The organism is Anaerotignum neopropionicum, from assembly GCF_001571775.1.
Classification (GTDB): domain Bacteria; phylum Bacillota; class Clostridia; order Lachnospirales; family Anaerotignaceae; genus Chakrabartyella; species Chakrabartyella neopropionicum.
Genome location: NZ_LRVM01000019.1, coordinates 1 through 18,837, shown reverse-complemented (window position 1 = coordinate 18,837; position 18,837 = coordinate 1). Strand labels below are relative to the sequence as shown.

Annotated in this window: 13 protein-coding genes; 9 read left to right on the top strand and 4 right to left on the bottom strand. The window is 40.6% G+C overall.

The window, feature by feature from the left end; translation table 11 throughout:
* Positions 1–202: 202 nt before the first annotated feature.
* Positions 203–892, bottom strand: coding sequence for an aspartate/glutamate racemase family protein (locus CLNEO_RS15030; protein WP_066091072.1), 690 nt, complete (start codon positions 890–892; stop codon positions 203–205).
* Between the two features lie 105 nt (positions 893–997).
* Here CLNEO_RS15030 and CLNEO_RS15025 point away from each other — a divergent pair, with 105 nt between their 5' ends.
* The 3 genes from CLNEO_RS15025 to CLNEO_RS15015 all read left to right on the top strand — a co-directional run bounded on the left by CLNEO_RS15025 (position 998) and on the right by CLNEO_RS15015 (position 3,630).
* The gene (locus CLNEO_RS15025) at positions 998–2,386 is read left to right on the top strand and encodes an aminotransferase-like domain-containing protein (RefSeq protein ID WP_066091069.1); all 1,389 of its coding nucleotides are present in this window, start codon (positions 998–1,000) and stop codon (positions 2,384–2,386) included.
* A gap of 238 nt (positions 2,387–2,624) precedes the next feature.
* Positions 2,625–3,053 (top strand): SoxR reducing system RseC family protein, encoded by a 429-nt coding sequence (locus CLNEO_RS15020; protein WP_066091067.1) that lies wholly within the window; start codon positions 2,625–2,627, stop codon positions 3,051–3,053.
* Between the two features lie 220 nt (positions 3,054–3,273).
* A complete protein-coding gene (locus CLNEO_RS15015; RefSeq protein WP_066091064.1) occupies positions 3,274–3,630 on the top strand; it encodes a C-GCAxxG-C-C family (seleno)protein in 357 nt (118 codons plus the stop codon).
* A gap of 39 nt (positions 3,631–3,669) precedes the next feature.
* On the opposite strand, the gene CLNEO_RS15010 is transcribed toward CLNEO_RS15015, so the two are convergent.
* Complete coding sequence (locus CLNEO_RS15010; protein WP_066091061.1) at positions 3,670–5,298, bottom strand: hypothetical protein; 1,629 nt, start codon at positions 5,296–5,298, stop codon at positions 3,670–3,672.
* 501 nt (positions 5,299–5,799) lie between these two features.
* Here CLNEO_RS15010 and CLNEO_RS15005 point away from each other — a divergent pair.
* Positions 5,800–6,825 (top strand): alpha-hydroxy-acid oxidizing protein, encoded by a 1,026-nt coding sequence (locus CLNEO_RS15005; protein WP_066091058.1) that lies wholly within the window; start codon positions 5,800–5,802, stop codon positions 6,823–6,825.
* Between the two features lie 255 nt (positions 6,826–7,080).
* Here CLNEO_RS15005 and CLNEO_RS15000 read toward each other — a convergent pair whose 3' ends face one another.
* Entirely contained in the window at positions 7,081–11,514 is a 4,434-nt protein-coding gene (locus CLNEO_RS15000) for an S-layer homology domain-containing protein (RefSeq protein ID WP_066091055.1), read from the bottom strand.
* Positions 11,515–12,214: 700 nt separating this feature from the next.
* A complete protein-coding gene (gene rsgA / locus CLNEO_RS14995) occupies positions 12,215–13,294 on the bottom strand; it encodes a ribosome small subunit-dependent GTPase A (RefSeq protein WP_066091074.1) in 1,080 nt (359 codons plus the stop codon).
* A 449-nt stretch (positions 13,295–13,743) separates the two neighbouring features.
* Here rsgA and CLNEO_RS14990 point away from each other — a divergent pair, with 449 nt between their 5' ends.
* The 5 genes from CLNEO_RS14990 to rny all read left to right on the top strand — a co-directional run bounded on the left by CLNEO_RS14990 (position 13,744) and on the right by rny (position 18,624).
* Entirely contained in the window at positions 13,744–14,109 is a 366-nt protein-coding gene (locus tag CLNEO_RS14990) for a hypothetical protein (protein WP_066091052.1), read from the top strand.
* A 106-nt stretch (positions 14,110–14,215) separates the two neighbouring features.
* The gene (locus CLNEO_RS14985) at positions 14,216–14,587 is read left to right on the top strand and encodes a M23 family metallopeptidase (protein WP_066091049.1); all 372 of its coding nucleotides are present in this window, start codon (positions 14,216–14,218) and stop codon (positions 14,585–14,587) included.
* Positions 14,584–15,381 carry a zinc metalloprotease gene (locus CLNEO_RS14980; protein WP_066091046.1) on the top strand — a complete coding sequence of 266 codons (798 nt, stop codon included), beginning with the start codon at positions 14,584–14,586 and terminating at the stop codon, positions 15,379–15,381. The genes CLNEO_RS14985 and CLNEO_RS14980 overlap by 4 nt, the downstream gene beginning before the upstream one ends.
* 69 nt (positions 15,382–15,450) lie before the next feature.
* Positions 15,451–16,881 (top strand): Rne/Rng family ribonuclease, encoded by a 1,431-nt coding sequence (locus CLNEO_RS14975; protein WP_066091042.1) that lies wholly within the window; start codon positions 15,451–15,453, stop codon positions 16,879–16,881.
* Between the two features lie 195 nt (positions 16,882–17,076).
* Positions 17,077–18,624, top strand: coding sequence for a ribonuclease Y (rny, locus tag CLNEO_RS14970; RefSeq protein WP_066091039.1), 1,548 nt, complete (start codon positions 17,077–17,079; stop codon positions 18,622–18,624).
* Positions 18,625–18,837 lie beyond the last annotated feature (213 nt).

Here is an 18,837-nt window from a genome sequence, read left to right as displayed (position 1 = left end):
AGAATACATTGACCCGTTTACGGGTGAGCAAGTGAGCACAGGCAAGAAGTAAACTGCTTTAGCAGTAGCCAGAGAATAAGAAACGGTTGGCAAACCGTTCAATGCATCTTTAGATGCAAGTTGGTAAAAGCCCCTTCTAGGGGCAGAGCAAACCACCAGCTGAGCTGGTGGTGATGATTTGTTTTTTTGCGTAGCCTTCTTATTATGTTAGAGAAGCTTGAGCAGCTTTTTTTGCGTGGATCAAAGTTGTGTCAAACAGCGGGACGGAGGTATCCTTTGGATGCACCAAAAGTCCAATTTCCGTACACCCCAGCACAATGCCCTGGGCTCCATTGGTGTAAAGGGAATGAATGATTCTTAAGTATTCCTTTTTTGAGTTTTCTTTGATTTGACCTCTACAAAGCTCTTGAAAGATAATTGAATTTATAATTTCCATATCTTCTACGGTAGGAATAAGAACCTCAATTCCCTTTTTCAGAAACTTATCTTTATAGAAATCCTGCGTCATGGTATACTTTGTTCCCAACAAGCCAACTTTTGTGATATGATTTAGCAACAATTCATCCCCCGTTGCCTCTGCAATATGCAGAAGGGGAATACTTATTTTTTCTTCAATCATAGGTGCAATCTTGTGCATGGTATTTGTGCAGAGGATGATAAAATCGGCGCCGGCTTTTTCCAGGGATAGGGCAGCCTCTGACAAAACTTTGCCGCTTTTCTCCCAATGGCCGCTTGCCTGATATTTCTCAATCTCTTGAAAGTCAACGCTGTACAAGATGCATTTAGCTGAATGAAGACCACCTAAATGATTTTTGATGGTTTCATTGAGTACTTGATAGTAGGTTACTGTGCTTTCCCAGCTCATTCCGCCAATAAGACCAATCGTTTTCATAGAATCACCTCGCTTTTGTTTTATGGCTTGAGTATAGCATTGCACCAAGCACAATACAATGTTATAATTGTACGGAATACAATGTTGCAAAGGGGAGTGCTGAAGATGCCTATCAATTCTTTTGAAAACTATCACATGTCATGGAAACCTGAATTATGCGATAGATCATCGCCCATTTATACCCGTTTGGCAAAGAAATTGGAAGAGGACATCAAAAATGGCACGCTTAAGCCTGGGGATAAGTTACCGCCGCAGCGAGAGCTGGCAGATTATTTGGATTTGCATTTAAGCACAATTACGCGTACTTATAAGCTGTGTGAGGAGCGGGGATTGCTTTGTGCTAAAGTCGGACAAGGAACCTTTGTTGCCTCTGACGTCCATACAAGCGATATTTTGCTGTATTCCAAAGAATGTGCAGACCTCATTGAGTTGGGTACGGTGCATCCACCTTATCAAGACAACGAAGAGATAATAAAATTTATGAAAAAAATATTTCTTCAGCCGGATATTAGGCATTTTCTCGAATACAAATCCCCGGCCGGAACGAATATGCAGCGCAAAACCGTAGCAGCGTGGTTAAGAAAAATAGATGTGAATGTAGGGGAAGAGAATATTCTGTTGGCAGCGGGAAGTCAAAATGCCATATGCGCAATTTTACTGGGAATGTTTTGTGCTGGGGATAGAATCGGCACAAATTCACATAGTTTTTCCGGTTTGAAATCCATTGCAAAGATGCTTGGTGTACAGCTGATTCCGTTACCAGAGAAGAACGGGGTACTCAACTGTAATATTTTGGAACGATTTTGTGAAGCAGAAAACCTAAAGGGCCTTTACTTTGTGCCTGAGTACCATAATCCAACAACCCATTCCCTTACAGATGAAGAAAGGGCGTGTATTGGGAAGATTGCAAAGAAATTGGATTTAATTATCCTTGAGGATGCCATCAACCGGATGCTGCGGAACACGGCGCAGCGTCCCCTTTTTGCCTATGCACTGGAACAGACAATCCATATTTTCAGCGTTTCGAAATTTTTATGCCCGGGGCTGCGTATGGCTTATATTTCCACACCATTTTCATTTAAGGCGGCGCTGAATACGGCATTGTATAATATGAATTTGATGGTATCTCCCCTCAATGCGGAGATAGTAAATCGAATTTTTAATGCAGGAATTCTGGATAAAATAATTGAGGAAAAGCAAATTGAGTTAAGAAAACGCAACAGCCTGGTCAATCAGCTACTGGGTGATTATGAGTTGTATGGAGAGGATACCTGTAGCTTTCGATGGCTCATGCTGCCGCCCCAGTGGAAAAATGGAATGGAATTTGAAGAGTATGCAAAGAGCATGGGGCTGCAAGTTTTTTGTGCCGAAAAATTTTCCGTAGGAAATGTAATTTCTCCTAAAGCCATTCGAATTTGCGTATCTGCTCCGCCGACAATAGAAAAATTGCAAATAGGGATTGAAAAACTGTCAAAAGCACTATTAAGGGTTTAAAGAATCTTACAAAAAGTGTAAACAAGGAATGCTTCAAGGGTTAAGGGTAAATTGAAAAGTCAGCCAAACCCCAAAAAATATGCAACAACGGAATAATATTGAAATTTTTTAAAATAAAGCCATTCAAGTCAAATTAAGTGTTGCGTATTGAAAAAAAACTTGACATTATGTATAATATGATTAGTAACGAATGGAAAACGCCCATTTTGAGGGTCAGAATAGAAAGGCGGTAATGAAAATGAAAGGTCTGGTAACGAAAGAAGACGGAAATATGCTTAAAGTTCATATTGTCCGTAAGGAAGCTTGCGGTCATTGCAGAGCTTGCTTATCTGGCATGATGGAGAATGATATGGATATCGATGCAAGAAACCTTTGTGACGCAGAGGTGGGGGATTGGGTTGAATTGGAGCTGCAGGATAATGCATTTTTGTATGCAGTATTAATTAGCTATGGAATGCCATTGATCGCATTTTTTATTGGTTTGTTTGTTGGTTATTTTGTGGTAAGTCCTTTTATTCCTTTGCCTCAAAGCTTAGTATCCTTCATTTTTGGTGCTGTATGCGTTTTGAGTTGTTATGCATGGATAAAAAGCCAGAATCCCAGATGGGAAGGCGGAAAGTATTTACCCCTTGCGGTGCGTTTGACTTCAGAAGGCTATGAAGTATGAGAATACTAAATAATCATCCTTGTAACAGCAATCTTTACGGAGATTGCTGTTATTTTTATGCCCTTTGCAAAGAAATCAAAGATAAGTGTATTTGATTATGATTAACGGTTCAATAATTCGTGGTCCAAAGTTCGTTGGGGTGATTTTTTCTGGAAATCAAAGCAATCACCTTGAACCATTGTCCTATTTGTTCATATTATAAGACAAAGGGGATGATTCTATGAAGGAACGGGCGATGGCTCTTTGCTGTGAAGGCGAAAACTGCTCCCGAGCTATTTTGCGTGCTGCAGCTGAACAATATGGTTTTCCTCTTTCTCAAGAGTTGATAGATAGCTGTAATGCAATCAGTGCAGGCTTTGGTGTTGGCGGAATGTGCAGCGCATTAGTTGCTGCAGTTATGGTTTTAGGAATATTATTTCCAACAGATGAGGCAAAGCAAAAAAGCTTGATTTTGTTTTATCGGGTACAGGAACGATGGAATTGTATTGATTGTTGCAGGCTTTCCGCCAACAAAGAGAATTGCAACGATTTGATCGGCGAAATTTCAGCAATGTTAGAGCAGATCATTTGTGGATAGAAAAAAGGCATGAACAGTTTCACTGTCATGCCGTTTTTGTTATTCTGTGCTTGGCGTTGCTTCCTCTGTTTGGTGATCAACTTCTGTTGTTATGTTGGTGTGTACTTCTTGGGGCTGAGAAGGAATATTTTCTGCGGCTTGAATAATTTTATTTTCTTGTTTTTGCAATTGAATTTGAGAATGCTGCACTTGTACTTGATGAACACTTATGGTTTTTTTCAGCTTCTCATTTTCCTGGCGCAAAGCCGAAAGCTCTGCTTCCAGCTGAGTTACCTGCGCTTTCCAACGAGCATTATTGGATGCGATTTCATCACTTCGCTGTGACAGGAGGGATGATAATTCATCGATTTGTTTTTGCTGAGCATTTTGTTGAGGCATAGCATCCGTCATTTGATTGCTTTGCGTTTTTGTTTCTTGTGAAAAAGGATGGGACTGCAACGGTTGCTGTTGTTGCTGGAAGAATGTAGTTTGTGCCCAATTATCATTTTCAAAATAAGACATTTGCCCTTGATTTTCTTTTTCAAAATAAGAAGCCTGCTGCTGATTTTCTTTCTCATAAAAAGGTGGCGGCGATTGAGCCGCTTGCTCAAAATAAGGGGCTTGTGGGCTGGGATATTTTTCCAAATTAGGCGTCTGAGAACGTATTTCGCTTTCAAAAGAGAGTGCTTTTGATTGAGGTAAAGCCTTAATTTTGTTCGTCGTAAGAAAAGGGGCAAGATTTTTGGATAAATCCCCATAGGTTTCCATAGCATTTAGCGCAACCCCTTCTGCTCCTAGCAATTCGCCTTTTGTGCATAGAGCGGGGAAATTACCGGTATAGCGTTCTACAGGGCCAAAAGTTGTGCCGTTATTTTCAGATATACAGCGTAAGGGGCGACCGTTAACAGTCCACATCAAAACAAGCCTTTCATTTTCCATAAATACCAGGCAATTATCGCAATTGTTATCTTCCCATAGAATGCGAGGCGTACTGATGGCGGAAGTCTTTTTATACTGGTAAACAACTTGAGAGCGGAACATGCCCCGTACAATATATATAATATGAATACGTTCCGCATCATTCACAATGGAGAGATCCACAAAATTAGCAGATGTTTGAATCATAGGGGCAAGGCTGCCTATGGTAAAAGGAGATAGGAGTATTTCCCTTGCGCACCAAGTGCTTTTGGCGGTTCTATAATACAAAATAATGTGCTCCTTACTGATTCGGCGAGCAAGAAAACTAGTTTTATCAAAGGGGACAAATCGATCAATTTGATAGGGCGGTTCCCACTGCCCATTACGAAAGGCAGAATAAACCAAGGTTTCTATCCCCGGTGTTTCTGATGGCAAATGATAGATAATATGGAAGGCATCCTCATTTGGAATCATAAAAAACTTAGTTTTCATTGAGTTTGGCGCTCCGCTCATCAAAGGCCTGTGCTCCCAGTTTATAAAGTCTTTGGAGGAGGCTATAAATAATTTTCCATCCATAGTGGAATAAAGAACATAGCAAAGCTCTCCAAATTGACAAATTGAGAATGCCGAAGCAGTGCGTTCAGCCAGAATGATAGGGACAGACCATCCTGTGCTTGTCTGTGTTCGCAGAAATAGGGCGTAATTTTCACGGTAAAAAAAACAAAAATATCCGCTAGGCATTTTTATGTATTTTACATTGGGGTTTTGCATACAAACGCTCCTTTAAATTTTTTATCAGTTTATGCACAAGAGAAGGGAAAAAGAATATGAAACCTTATTCGAAACAAATAAGGGAGAGAAGCAAAGCGGAAAGGGGCAAGTGTAATAAATTTTGGATAAGTTCAAATGTACGAAAGCGTGGAGGGATGTAAAAACTATATAATATAAAATAATTTTATGGCAGAGCTAAGGAAACGCTGATTCATTCCATTGTACATCTGATCGGTAAATTCTCCCCTTGGACGGCATGAAAAAGCCTGGCAATAGCGCTGCTATTACTGTATTTTTTTCCTTGACCATTTGTATACCTTCCATTAAATCTACGTTTTCCTAATTTTGATAATGCTGTTATATTTTATGGATTTTATCGATAAGGAAAGCACATTCCAGGTTCTATGGTGGGAAAGGTTGACATTCCTACATAAAAAACTATAATTAAGTTATTACGAATGAATTTGAATTGTTAGCGGTAAATGAGAAAGGATGAAAAAAATGAATTATGATGAAGTAATTGTAAATGCAAGAAAAAGCATCGGAAAATACTGTAAAAGCTGTGTGGTATGTAACGGAGTAGCCTGTAAAAATCAAATTCCGGGCCCGGGAGCCAAAGGAATTGGGGATAATGCCATACGAAATTATGAAGCGTGGCAGAAATTCAAATTAAATATGGATACCATTAGCAGCAATGAAAAGATAGATACTTCCATAAGCATTTTTAATAAAAACTTCCGTATTCCTGTTTTTGCAGGGCCTGTGGGTGCGGTAAACCTTCATTACGGAGAAGCCTATAACGATGCAAGCTATAATCAGGTTTTAGTCAAAGCCTGTTCAGAAGCGGGGATTGCTGCATTTACCGGGGATGGGATCAATGACGATGTGATGGTTCAAGCGACAGCTGCGATTAAAGCAGCCGACGGCATTGGGGTTCCCACAATAAAGCCATGGAGCAATGATCGGGTGTTTGAAAAATTGGATTTGGCGAAGGATGCGTCGGCATTTGCTGTTGCTATGGATATTGACGGTGCAGGCTTGCCGTTTTTGAAGAATTGCGTTCCTCCCGCAGGCAGTAAAACTGTGGAAGAATTAAAGCAGATTGTGGAAAAATGTCCTGCACCTTTTATTGTAAAGGGCGTTTTAACGGTAAAAGGAGCTTTGAAGGCGAAGGAGGCAGGCGCAGCTGCGATTGTTGTATCCAACCATGGCGGGCGTGTTCTTGATCAATGTGCAGCAACGGCGGAGGTATTGGCGGAGATTGCGGATGCATTAAAGGGGAGCGGTGTGAAAATTCTGGTGGACGGCGGAATCCGTACGGGCGTGCAGGTGTTTAAGGCTCTTGCCCTTGGCGCAGATGCAGTAATTATTGCAAGACCCTTTGTAACGGCGGTGTTTGGCGGCGGAGAAGAGGGGGTAAAGCTCCTTATAGGTAAGCTGGCGGCGGAATTGGAAGATACCATGACAATGTGCGGCGTACATCGTATAGAAGAAATTACCCGTGATACCATTCGGGTTTTGAAATAAAGCAGAAGATATGAAAAAATAGGGCAGAGCCGATTTTGATTGGTTCTGCCTTTTTTTGATGGGGAAAAGAGTTTAGCTGAATAAAATAAGGGGAGGCGTTGAAAAAGGGAAAAGCCCCCGTACCGTAGGTACGAGGGACTTTTCGAGTGGGTTACTCTAGGGTGGAGATGGTAGAGTAACGGGTGGTGTTTGGTAATGTGGTAGTATTGTGTCGCACTATTGCACTTCCACCATTAAACTAATTTTTCATTACAATTAATTTGCCGTTACACTTACTGTTCCAGTTACTACGTTGTATGCTGTAGTATCCGTTGGTGTAAATGTCCAAGCAAAGTCTCCTGTTGTAGTTACTTCTGTTGTAGGAGCATCCCAATCTAATGTACCAAGTACTGCTTCATTATCTGCGTTTTTAAATGTACCACTTAATGTTGAATCAGCCAATGTCTGCCCAGCATTTACCGCTGTTGCAGATACTGCTTCATTTTCTACAGGTGTTTCTTTTACTACGTTTGCCGTTACACTTACTGTTCCAGTTACTACGTTGTATGCTGTAGTATCCGTTGGTGTAAATGTCCAAGCAAAGTCTCCTGTTGTAGTTACTTCTGTTGTAGGAGCATCCCAATCTAATGTACCAAGTACTGCTTCATTATCTGCGTTTTTAAATGTACCACTTAATGTTGAATCAGCCAATGTCTGCCCAGCATTTACCGCTGTTGCAGATACTGCTTCATTTTCTACAGGTGTTTCTTTTACTACGTTTGCCGTTACACTTACTGTTCCAGTTACTACGTTGTATGCTGTAGTATCCGTTGGTGTAAATGTCCAAGCAAAGTCTCCTGTTGTAGTTACTTCTGTTGTAGGAGCATCCCAATCTAATGTACCAAGTACTGCTTCATTATCTGCATTTTTAAATGTACCACTTAATGTTGAATCAGCCAATGTCTGCCCAGCATCTACCGCTGTTGCAGATACTGCTTCATTTTCTACAGGTGTTTCTTTTGCCACATCAGCTGCTACAATTGGTCCAACAATTTCAGCAGATATGCCGCTATTTGCAACACCACTTAACCGAACACCAAAATCAATAAATTTTCCAACAATTGATTCTTTCCCGCCTAATGCTAAATCAAATTCAGCTGGTATTATCAGTGTATTTGAATTAACATTGATGCCGCCAAGAGCACTCGTTGAGTTGGATGCTTCTTGTACGGCTGCAAAATATTCAACACGATCTCCCGCAGGGTCTCCATCACTCATCGTAACGCTTAAAGTCAAAGTTTCTCCAACTTTTGGATTTCCTGAAACGGTTACACTTGTAATGCTTAATGTTTCCTCTGCTTCAACCGCCGCTGTTGCAGCACTTGTTGCTGTGGAAGAATTAACTCCGCTGATTACAACTTTGATAAATTTACCTTCTTGCGCTGCTGTTAATACGAGCGTGGAGTTTGTTGCGTCTGTAATATTTTCATATGTTCCACCAACAGTATCACATGCTTGCCACTGGTAAGTTGCACTTGTTGCATCAGAGTTTGCCTCTGCTGTTAATGTTTCACCTACTTTGGCTGTTCCTGTGATGGTGGCAGAAGTTACGCCTACTGCCACATCTGCTGCTTCAATTGGTCCTACTCTAGTAGTAGCTATGCCGCCACTTTGATTTCCTGTTAACCGAGCGCCAAAATCAATGTATTTTCCAACAATTGATGCTGTTCCGCCTCCAATCAATGCATATGTAGCCGGTATTGCAAATGAATTTGAGGTTTCGTCAATAATGATATCTATTCCGTGTGTTGAATTTAATTCATCCATCACTACTACAAAATATTCAACACGATCTCCCGCAGAAGCTCCATCACTCATCGTAACGCTTAAAGTCAAAGTTTCTCCAACTTTAGCATTACCTGAAACGGTTACATTTGTGATGCTTAATACCTTAATTTCTCCAGCCGTAATCTGTCTGCTTATGTAGCTAACAACTTTTTTCGTTGTGCTGTTGATTTCATAAACAGTTACATACTGATTCGCTGTTACAGGGATTTCAGTTGTTCCGGAAACAAATGCAGTTCCATCTTCTACAGTATCTGCGACTGTAGCACCGGTAACTTCTGATGCACCAACTTTGTAAACCAAGCTGTTGCCTGCTGTTGCGGTTTCATTGATAGTAACTACTGTTGTTCCAGTTGTTGCGCCTGCTACTACAGTGTTTACTGTTAACGAATCAGCATAAGGTGCAGGAATAACTACCTCCACAATATCACTTGCCAAAACATCAACATCTGCAGCAACTCTTACCTCATAGGTTCCAGCTGACAAGTCTACAATTGTAGTATCTGTTACAGTTATAAAGTCTGTAGCTCCTTTGAGCCTGTATTCCATTGCTGTTGTAACACCAGTAATCGTGCCATCATCATTTGCTGGTGTAGTTGGTCTAGTTGCGCTGAGATTCGTAGGTGCAACTGCCTTTGTTGTGACTGTTGCAGGCTTACCATCTATAGCTGTAGTGTCACCATCAATTGTTGTTCCTGTAATACCACTAACAGCAGTCACAGCTGTAACAGTTGCTTCACCGTTTACAGTAACCGCGACATTATTTGCCGTTACATCAACAACTCCAACAGTTTCGGTACCAGCGATGGTTATATTGCCGGAGGTTTGAATCTGAGGAATTGTAACACTTGCAGTAATTGTTGAGCCCGCACCGGAAACGAGTATTCCGGAAACAGTGCTTCCAACCGTAACATCTGCCCCAGCAGTTGTTACAGCAACCTGGCCAAAAGTACCAGCTAATGCTACAGGCGCTGTTGTTGCAACCGTCAAACTTTGGCCTGTACTTTGGCCCCAAATTGTTCCAACTTCAGTTGCTCTTATTGTAACATCAGCATTAAGATCAGCTACAGTTACAGCACCAACGATGCCTGCGATTCTTACTGGTTCATTCGTGTTTACTGCTATTGGAGGAGCAGTAAACAAGGGGGAAGTGGGTACTACATTAACAGCACCTCTACCATTTATCTGAATTGCTGTTACTAAATCTGTTTGGTTCAGTGTTCCATACTTTACAGCTTCAACAAAGATAGTTCCGTTAACTGCTACGCTGCTTGTCACCTCTGCATTTGGCGCATTAATGGTAAGATCTCCACTAATTTCTGCTCCATCACTCGCTTCGCCTGTATCCTTTAAAACGATAGCGGTTACACTTGGTGCAGTAATGCTCAAATTGCCATCAATATTATATGTGCCAAAATTAATGGTAAAGCTTCTGCTTCCAGCGCAAGTTGCAACAACATCTCCAGTAATATTAGCTTTTACATTAATCGTGGAATATTTATTGTCTTCTATGGCAGTTTTAAGTTCAGCAGCATTAGAAACGCTTATGCTCTTTTTCTTGGAAGAGCTGTCATCGATTGTGCTGCTAGAAGAACCGCTGCTGTTTGCAGTTGTCTTCGTAGGTGCTTCTACACCGCTTGCCGTTACAGTTTTGGAAATCGTAAGACTTGAGGAATATGTAATATCATCTACATTTGCTTCTAATGTGGAGATTTTACCTTTACCGCTCAACGCTACTTTCCCATCTGCAGTAAGGGTTGATACTTTCGCATCACTACCCAACTCTAATTTTGTGCCGGATGCATCTTTTTCTATAACGACTTCGCCAATCTCTTTTGAAATCAACAAGTTTGCTTTTCCGTCAACATACAACTTATCCGCAGGTACGCCGATTGTTGTTTTATCCGAAATATCCCCCATGATGGTGATTGTTCCAACTTCACCTGTAAAGCTGCTTGCGTTTAAGTTACAAGCTTTTTTAATTTCTACTTTAGCAAGCTTTGTTTTGCCGGAAACTTGAAGGCGAACGGCTTTTTTATCGAGAACTGTTTTGCCTTTCACTGTTGTGCCGTTAAGGTAAATAGAGTCATCTCCGCCGCCTTGAATAATCAAATCACCTTCAATTACAACGTTGTTTAAATAAACTTCGCCATCACCAACTTTTTCGGAAATGATTACATTTCCTGCAACGGTTTGATTTTCAAGCTTTGTGTCATCCACATCAATAACAACATCTTTTTCTGTTACGGTTGTATCTTCATTTGCAGTTCCCATAATTCTATTTAAGGTAGAAACTGCTTCTGCTCTGGTTAAAACTGCATTTGGCTTAAAAGTACCGTCGGGGTAACCGCTCATATAACCTTTTGCAACGATTGCGCCTACAGAATCCTTTGCCCATGAAGGGATACTCGCAGAATCCGTAAAGGCTGCAACGGAACCGCTTGTTGCGCCGATTGCATTTGCAATAAATACCGCCGCCTGAGCTCTGGTTATTGTTTCGTTTGGCTTAAAGGCGCCATCAGGGTAACCGGCAGTGTATGCCTCGCCCAGTGCAATGGCAACATCATTATAGAACCAATCATTGGCAGAAACATCTGAAAAAGCAACGCTTCCTTTGTTATTTAAGCTCAAGGCTTGATTCATAATACGAGCAAATTCCGCTCTGGTTGTTGCTTTGTCGGGCTTAAAGGTACCATCCTGGTAGCCGCTAATCAAGCCCTTATCTTGCCAATCGGTAATTGTTTTTTCTGCCCAATGACCACGAACATCACTGGAAGCGGCAAACGCATTTACCGGTGCAATTGCCATAGAAGCAACTAAGGCCATAGACAATGCTTTTTTCTTGTTTTTTGTTATACTCTTCACGTTTTGCATTCCTCCTTTTAAAGCTATCCTTGGTTTGTTAATTTACATTAACGCCCAATAAACACCTCCACTTTACATTTTTTCTTTATTCAAGGGTATATTTTTGCAAAATTCAACCCCTGCTAATAGTATAGCATAGATGGAAATGTTTTACATGATTTAATGTGGTAAAAGTTGTATAAATTTTAGTGTGTAATTTGTATAAAAAAATAAAAATTTTAGATTTTTATTTATTTTTAAAATTGTTTATGGCAAATATATACCAAAAAGTAGCGAGAATGGTGAAAATTATGTATTTTTATTATGAAAAATGACGATTTTTTACCTGTATTATTATAGGGAATAATTTCTTGGAAAAATATAAATGGTTTAAGAAAAATAAAAATTAAGTAATTGGCTAAAGTTAAATTTCTGTTTAAAACTTGGCATTTTCAATTAAAAATAGTAAAAGCATATTTAAAATGTAATTGAAGCACAAAATAAGGAGAGCCATGGCTATGGCATAACAGCAAAAATGCTTTCTCTGAATAAATTTATTAAAGAAATAAAACAAATATATTTATGATTCATAAGCTGAAATTTTTGTGAAAAAACAACAAAAAAAGACTTGTCGTCTGCAATATGCAGATGGCAAGTCTTTTCTGTTCTCAGAAACGAATTTTCTTTGTAGATAATGATTTTTATTTCACAATATTAACTGTCAATGCAGGTTGTTATGTTTCTTATGGTTTTTCAGATAGCGCTTGGCATTTTTTATGCCGCCAAATTCACTGAACATTTCCGTTACTTTTTCTTCTTCGATTTTCCGTGACGAAAGGCCTTCATATTTTGCTTCTCGTTTTAATTTATTATAATTTTGTAATCGGCGTTCATCCATCTGGCCGCTTAATATGGCGTTTTGCACAGCACACCCCGGTTCATTGGTGTGGGAGCAATCCCTAAATTTACAATGCTTTGCCAATTCCTCAATATCCAAAAAGGTTGTTCCTAAATCCCCATGGGGGACACCCAACTCTCGCATGCCAGGCGTATCAATGACAATTGCGCCATTTGGCAAAAGAAGCATTTCACGGCCGGTTGTGGTATGACGGCCTTTATCATATTGGTCAATTTCATTTGTTGCTAAAAACTCTTTTTCCGCCAATATGTTAATCAGAGTGGATTTTCCAACGCCTGAGGAGCCGATAAAAGAAGCGGTGATTCCCTTTTTTAAGAAGGAATACAGTTCTTTTACGGTTTGTGCATCAAAAGATGAGGTCAAAATTACATCACAACCAAGGGCAACTGATTCAATTTCCCCTAAAATTTCGGGCGTGTTTTGGCACAAATCACTTTTTGTGAGGATAATGACAGGTTTTGCACCACTATCCCAAGCGATAGCCAAATATCGCTCCAAACGACTTAAATTATAGTTTTGGTTCAAAGACATACAAATAAAAACAATATCGATATTTGTGGCGATTATTTGTGTTTGGTTTTTAAGCCCTAAAGCCGTGCGCTGAAAAACACTTTTTCTGGTCAAAACGGCGTGGATAATGGAAGGGCTGTTGGCATTACTGATGGTAACCATAACAAAGTCACCTACCGCAGGATAATGAGAAAGGGCGTCCACCTCGTATGAGAATTTCCCCGAGATTTCAGCAAACCGTTCGCCCTCAGAGGTTATGATGCGATACATTCCTTTGTGTTGAGAAATAATCCGCGCCAAGGAATATTCCGGATAAAGGGTTGCCTCATTGATAAAACGCTGGGTAACACCGTATTTTTCTAACTGATTCAATTTAATTACCTCCGTGAGAATTGTATACTTTTTTGTTTTTGCATACACCAAGGAGGCTTCGAGGATTTATATTTCGACAGCCTCCTCGTTTCTCGCAATATCCGTTCTGTTTAATTTATAATTCATAGTACAATCCCCTTTCGTAAATAATATAGGGAAACGCTAATTAATTCCGTGTGCATAGCTAATCGGTAAATTTTCCACTTGGACAGTGTCAAAAAGCCTCGAAATAGCGTTGCTATTGCTGTGTTTTTTTCCTTGCCAATTGAAATTTCCTCGACTATCTGCACACCCTCCATTAAATCAGCACTTCCTGACTTTATTTTATCAAATAACAAATTAAATAGCAAATGTCATCTGCAGAAGTTTTGCTGATTTTATTTCCATTTTCTATGCTCGTTCATATTTCAAATTTTACGGCATATATTTGAAATCAGGAGGGATGCGGTATGACGGATAAGGAACGCAAACGGCGCAGAATGGACATGGAGAAAAGAATGAGGGAAAGACGGGGAGGACGCCATATAACGGAGAGCTCATCCCGCGGACTTTTGATATTTCGTACATATGTAACTGTTATTTTGGCGGGAGCCTTCGTACTTGTTTCCGCTTTTCATACGGATACGTCTGAGGAAGTGTGCCGCCGTTTAAAAGAAACGATTTCCTATCAAATCCCCGGGGAAGAGATTGCAACGGCAAAGGAGAAGTTGATGGGGTTTTGGGAGGACAGGAATATTTCCTTGCCGGCCTTTAAGGATGATGAGTCTACTCAGCCGGAGAAGGTTTACAAGCCTGATTTAGAGGAATCGCCCTAGTGTACTGGCGTGGTCATTTCTCCATTGGGAAAAAAAGCAAGAAGGCTGGATTAATCCTGTAAACGGAGTAATTACATCGTCTTATGGCATAAGGCAAAATCCTATTTTGGATAAACTAGAATTTCACAACGGCATAGATATTTCGGCTGTGATTGGAACGGAGGTTGCGGCGGTTCACGGTGGCGTTGTGACGGATATTCGTATTTCTGCAACCTTTGGAAAGGTATTGGAGTATGAAACGAAGGAGGGGTATAAGGTTATGTATGCCCATCTTTCTGAAATATTGGTAAAAAAGGGGGATGAAATTAAGCAGGGGGATATTGTGGCAAAATCGGGAAATACAGGGCTTTCCACAGGCCCGCACTTGCATTACAGCCTTTGGAAGGACGGCAAACTCATAGACCCTATGGACTATGTTAAGCTGCAATATACACAGGAGGTTGCCTCAGAATATGCAGCACGGGGGGATTGTATATGATAAAACAAATTAAAATTCATCCATTATTTATATTACTGCTTGCCACATTATTTTATTTTAGAGAAGCAGCTTTGTTTGGGGACATGCTGTTTTGCTGGGGGATACAAGAGGGCGGCTATGCTTTTTTTTGTGCGCGCAAAGGGATGTGTGTGCGGCACTGGCTTTTCACCCCTTTGGGAATCAGAGCAGATTTTAAAGAAGCCGCCCTGTCTTTTGAGGAAAAAATAAAACTGCATTTCATTGGGAGCGTTATTGGTATAGTATTGAGTGTTGTTATGTTTGCCCTGGAGCAAAAAAGCTTTGCCATGGTTTCTCTTTTGTTGGCAGGGGTTCGTCTTTTGCCTATTCTGCCCCTGGAGGGCGGCAGAGTTTGGCTGGAAATTCTGGGAAAATGGAAGGGAACACTGCGGGCGGCAGGCTGGCTTACAAAAGCAGGCTGTGGTGTGGGTTATGGATTATGTTTTTTTGGTATTATTTTTTCCATATTGCTGCCCGGAGGTTTTTTGTTTTTACCTATTGGACTTTATCTGATTTATGCCAATGAGCATGAGTTTTTGCAGATTGCCAAAAATCTGTATTATGGAATGCTGGAAAATACGGAAAAGCCTTTGCGGGAGGTTAATGTATCGGGAAAGGAAACGCCTTTGGAATTAGCCTTTTATTTGAATCCATACGAAGACGTTTTCTTTTTTCAAAAAGATGAAAGCGGTGTTTCTCAGGAAAGAGTTATGTTGGCTTTGTTTATGGGGAAGGATAGTCAGTGGGTATGGAAAATAGCAAATGAAAAAGAATAACGTGCAAAAAACTATTGTTTCGGGTATGATGATAGGAAATAGAAACCATAACGAAAAGTAGGTGTTTGCATGAAGCGGGTTTTACTTGATATCGAAGAAGGAATCACTAGGGTTGCGCTGGTTGAAGAGGGCAAGCTAGTTGAATTATATTATGAAACAATGCGTGAGGAAAGCTTGGTGGGGAATGTCTATGCTGGGCGGGTGGATAATGTCATACCAAATTTGCAGGCATGCTTTGTGGAAATAGGTAGCGAGAAAAAGGGATATCTGTATTATGGCAATCAGCGGGCTGCATCCGATGGGGAGAAAAATCCTGCCAGACCAAAGGTTGGTGATACGTTAGTAGTGCAGGTGGAAAAGGATGCCGTTGGCACAAAGGGTGCGGTTTTAACGCAAATCATTTCTTATCCCGGCAAGTTTCTTGTTTTGCTGAATGAGGATGGTGAAATCGGTGTTTCCCGGAAAATAACAGATCAGACGGAACGAGAACGAATTCGGGGTATCGTAGAAAGTTTTTTGCCAAAGGCCTACGGTGCAGTTGTTCGCACGAACGCCGCAGGAAAGACAGAAGAGGATTTCAAAAAGGAAATCCATATTTTGTTAGAGAAGGCAAAGGGTGTAGCAAATGGGCAATATAGAAAAGCACCGGCGTTACTGCTTAAGCAAAGCGTGCCTGTTGAAAAGGCGGTTCGGGATTTTTATCGTGAGGAAATAGACCAATTTGTTGTAAACAATCAAGAAATTTATACGCAATTATTGGATACGGGAGATTTTAATGGGGAGAGGCAGCCTTCATTATTTTTGTATCAAGAAAAGCTGCCATTATTCGAGAGTTTTTTTGTGGAAAGTCAAAGTCAGAGGGCCTTGGATGAAAAGGTTTGGCTGAAAAGCGGAGGGTTCTTGGTGATAGAAGAAACAGAAGCCTGCGTTGTAATTGATGTAAATTCGGGTAAGGCGGCAGGAAAGGGCGATTTGGAAAAGACAATTTTAAAGACCAATTTAGAGGCGGTGCAAGAGGTGGCAAAGCAGTTACGCCTGAGGAATCTTTCCGGAATTATTATTGTTGATTTTATTGATATGACTACGGAGGAAAATCGAAACAATGTAACTAAAGCATTGGAAAAGGCGGTAGAAAAGGATAGGATAAAGACTGTTGTCGTTGGCATGACGCAACTGGGCTTAATGCAACTGACAAGAAAGAAAACACGACCCAGCTTGTCCAAGCAAATGACCACAAAATGTCGTCAATGCCATGGACAAGGCAGAATGCCCTCTATTGATTGGACTGTGATCCAAATGCGGCGTGAGGTGGAGAGCATTTTGGCAAATACAATCTACCAAAAAGTGATAGTTCAGGCTGATGAAAGACTTTTGTCAGCCTTTCGCGGATATGAAAATGAATATTTGCATAAAATCACAAAAAGCCTAGGAGGAACGGTGATTTGTGAAGGAAAAGCGGATTTGAGGTTTTCCCAATTTCAAATTGTAAAAGAAAAATAGAGTTAATTTGGTTAAAATGAGCCGAAAATACAATAAAAAACCTTTTTTTCGGTTCTTTTTTATTGCTGTCGCTTTAACGAGTTGAATTGTTTCTTGACACGTCTGGTAAAAAGTAATAAAATAATAAAGTGTTTATGGCACTGCTTAATCGAATGTGAAAACAAAAATTGAACTTTGAAAACTGAATAAGGGGAGGTGTTTTTCATAGAGCCGATAAGTATAATCTGTGCTGTGGTTGGTATTCTGGTAGGTGTGGCCCTCGGTATCTTTTATCGTAAACGTATCGCAGAAGCAAAAGTTGGTGTGGCAGAAGAAAGAGCCCATAAGATCGTTGCGGATGCGGCAAAAGAAGCAGAGGCACGCAAAAAGGAAATTTTGCTGGAGGCCAAGGAAGACAGTATCAGAACAAAAAACGAATTGGAAAAAGAGGTTCGTGACAGAAGAAATGAACTTCAAAGAAATGAAAGAAGATTATTCCAGAAAGAAGAAACACTGGATAGAAAGACGGAAGCTCAAGAAAGAAAAGAAGAGCAGATGTCTAAGAAGCTGGAAGAGTTGGAAAAACAAAAAGAAGAGGCAAAAGCTCTTCATGAGAAACAACTTCAAGAGTTGGAGCGTATTTCCGGTTTGACTACTGAAGAAGCAAAGAATTATATTCTTGCAATGGTAGAAAATGATGTGAAACACGAAGCAACATTGATGATTAAAGAAACTGAAAGTAAGGCAAAAATGGAGGCAGACAGACGCTCCAGAGAAATTGTTGCCAATGCAATTCAAAGATGTGCGGTTGATCATGTGGCAGAAACAACGGTTTCTGTTGTTCAACTTCCAAATGATGAAATGAAGGGGCGTATTATCGGTCGTGAGGGCAGAAATATTCGAGCATTGGAAACTTTGACGGGTATTGACTTGATTATTGACGATACTCCGGAGGCAGTTATTCTTTCCGGTTTTGATCCTATCCGTAGGGAGATTGCAAGACTTGCTTTGGAAAAGCTCATTGTTGATGGGCGTGTTCATCCATCCCGTATAGAAGAGATGGTGGAAAAGGCTAGAAAAGAAGTAGAGGTTATCGTAAGAGATGAAGGCGAAGCGGCTACCTTTGAAACTGGTGTAAATGGTTTGCATCCTGAACTTGTAAGGCTACTGGGCAAGTTGAAGTACAGAACCAGCTATGGTCAAAATGTTCTGAAGCATTCCATAGAGGTTGCTCATTTGGCAGGACTTATGGCTGCGGAACTGGGTGTGGACACAACACTGGCAAAAAGAGCAGGACTACTTCATGATATCGGTAAGAGCGTGGATCATGAAATGGAAGGTTCTCACGTTAGCATTGGTGTAGGGTTGCTGAAACGCTACAAGGAAAACCAGCTAATAATAAATGCTGTTGAGGCGCATCACGGTGATGTGGAGCCCCAGAGTATTGTGGCTGTTTTGGTACAGGCGGCAGATGCCATTTCTGCGGCAAGACCTGGCGCAAGACGTGAAACTTTGGAATCTTATATTAAGAGATTACAAAAGTTGGAAGAGATTGCTGACAACTTTAAAGGCGTTGAAAAATCCTTCGCAATTCAGGCGGGTCGCGAATTGCGAATTGTAATAATACCAGAGGATGTTAATGACGAAGGTATGACTCTTCTTGCAAGAGATATTGCAAAGAGAATTGAAGAAGAACTGGAATATCCCGGTCAGATTAAAGTAAATCTGATTCGTGAAACAAGAGCGGTTGAATACGCTAAATAAGAAAATAAAGTCCACCTTTTTGGTGGACTTTATTTTTTTGTTCGCTTTAGCTTGAGAAAACCACCGGCTATGCCGGTGGTAGGAAAGGTTTGTTCTTTAGATGTAAGCACGAATCCTCCTTTGGTAGAATAAATGTAGGTTTGCCAACCACATCAAAGACCAAAAGGAGGATTCAAAATGACTAATAATAGTTTAGCACATACAACATGGGAA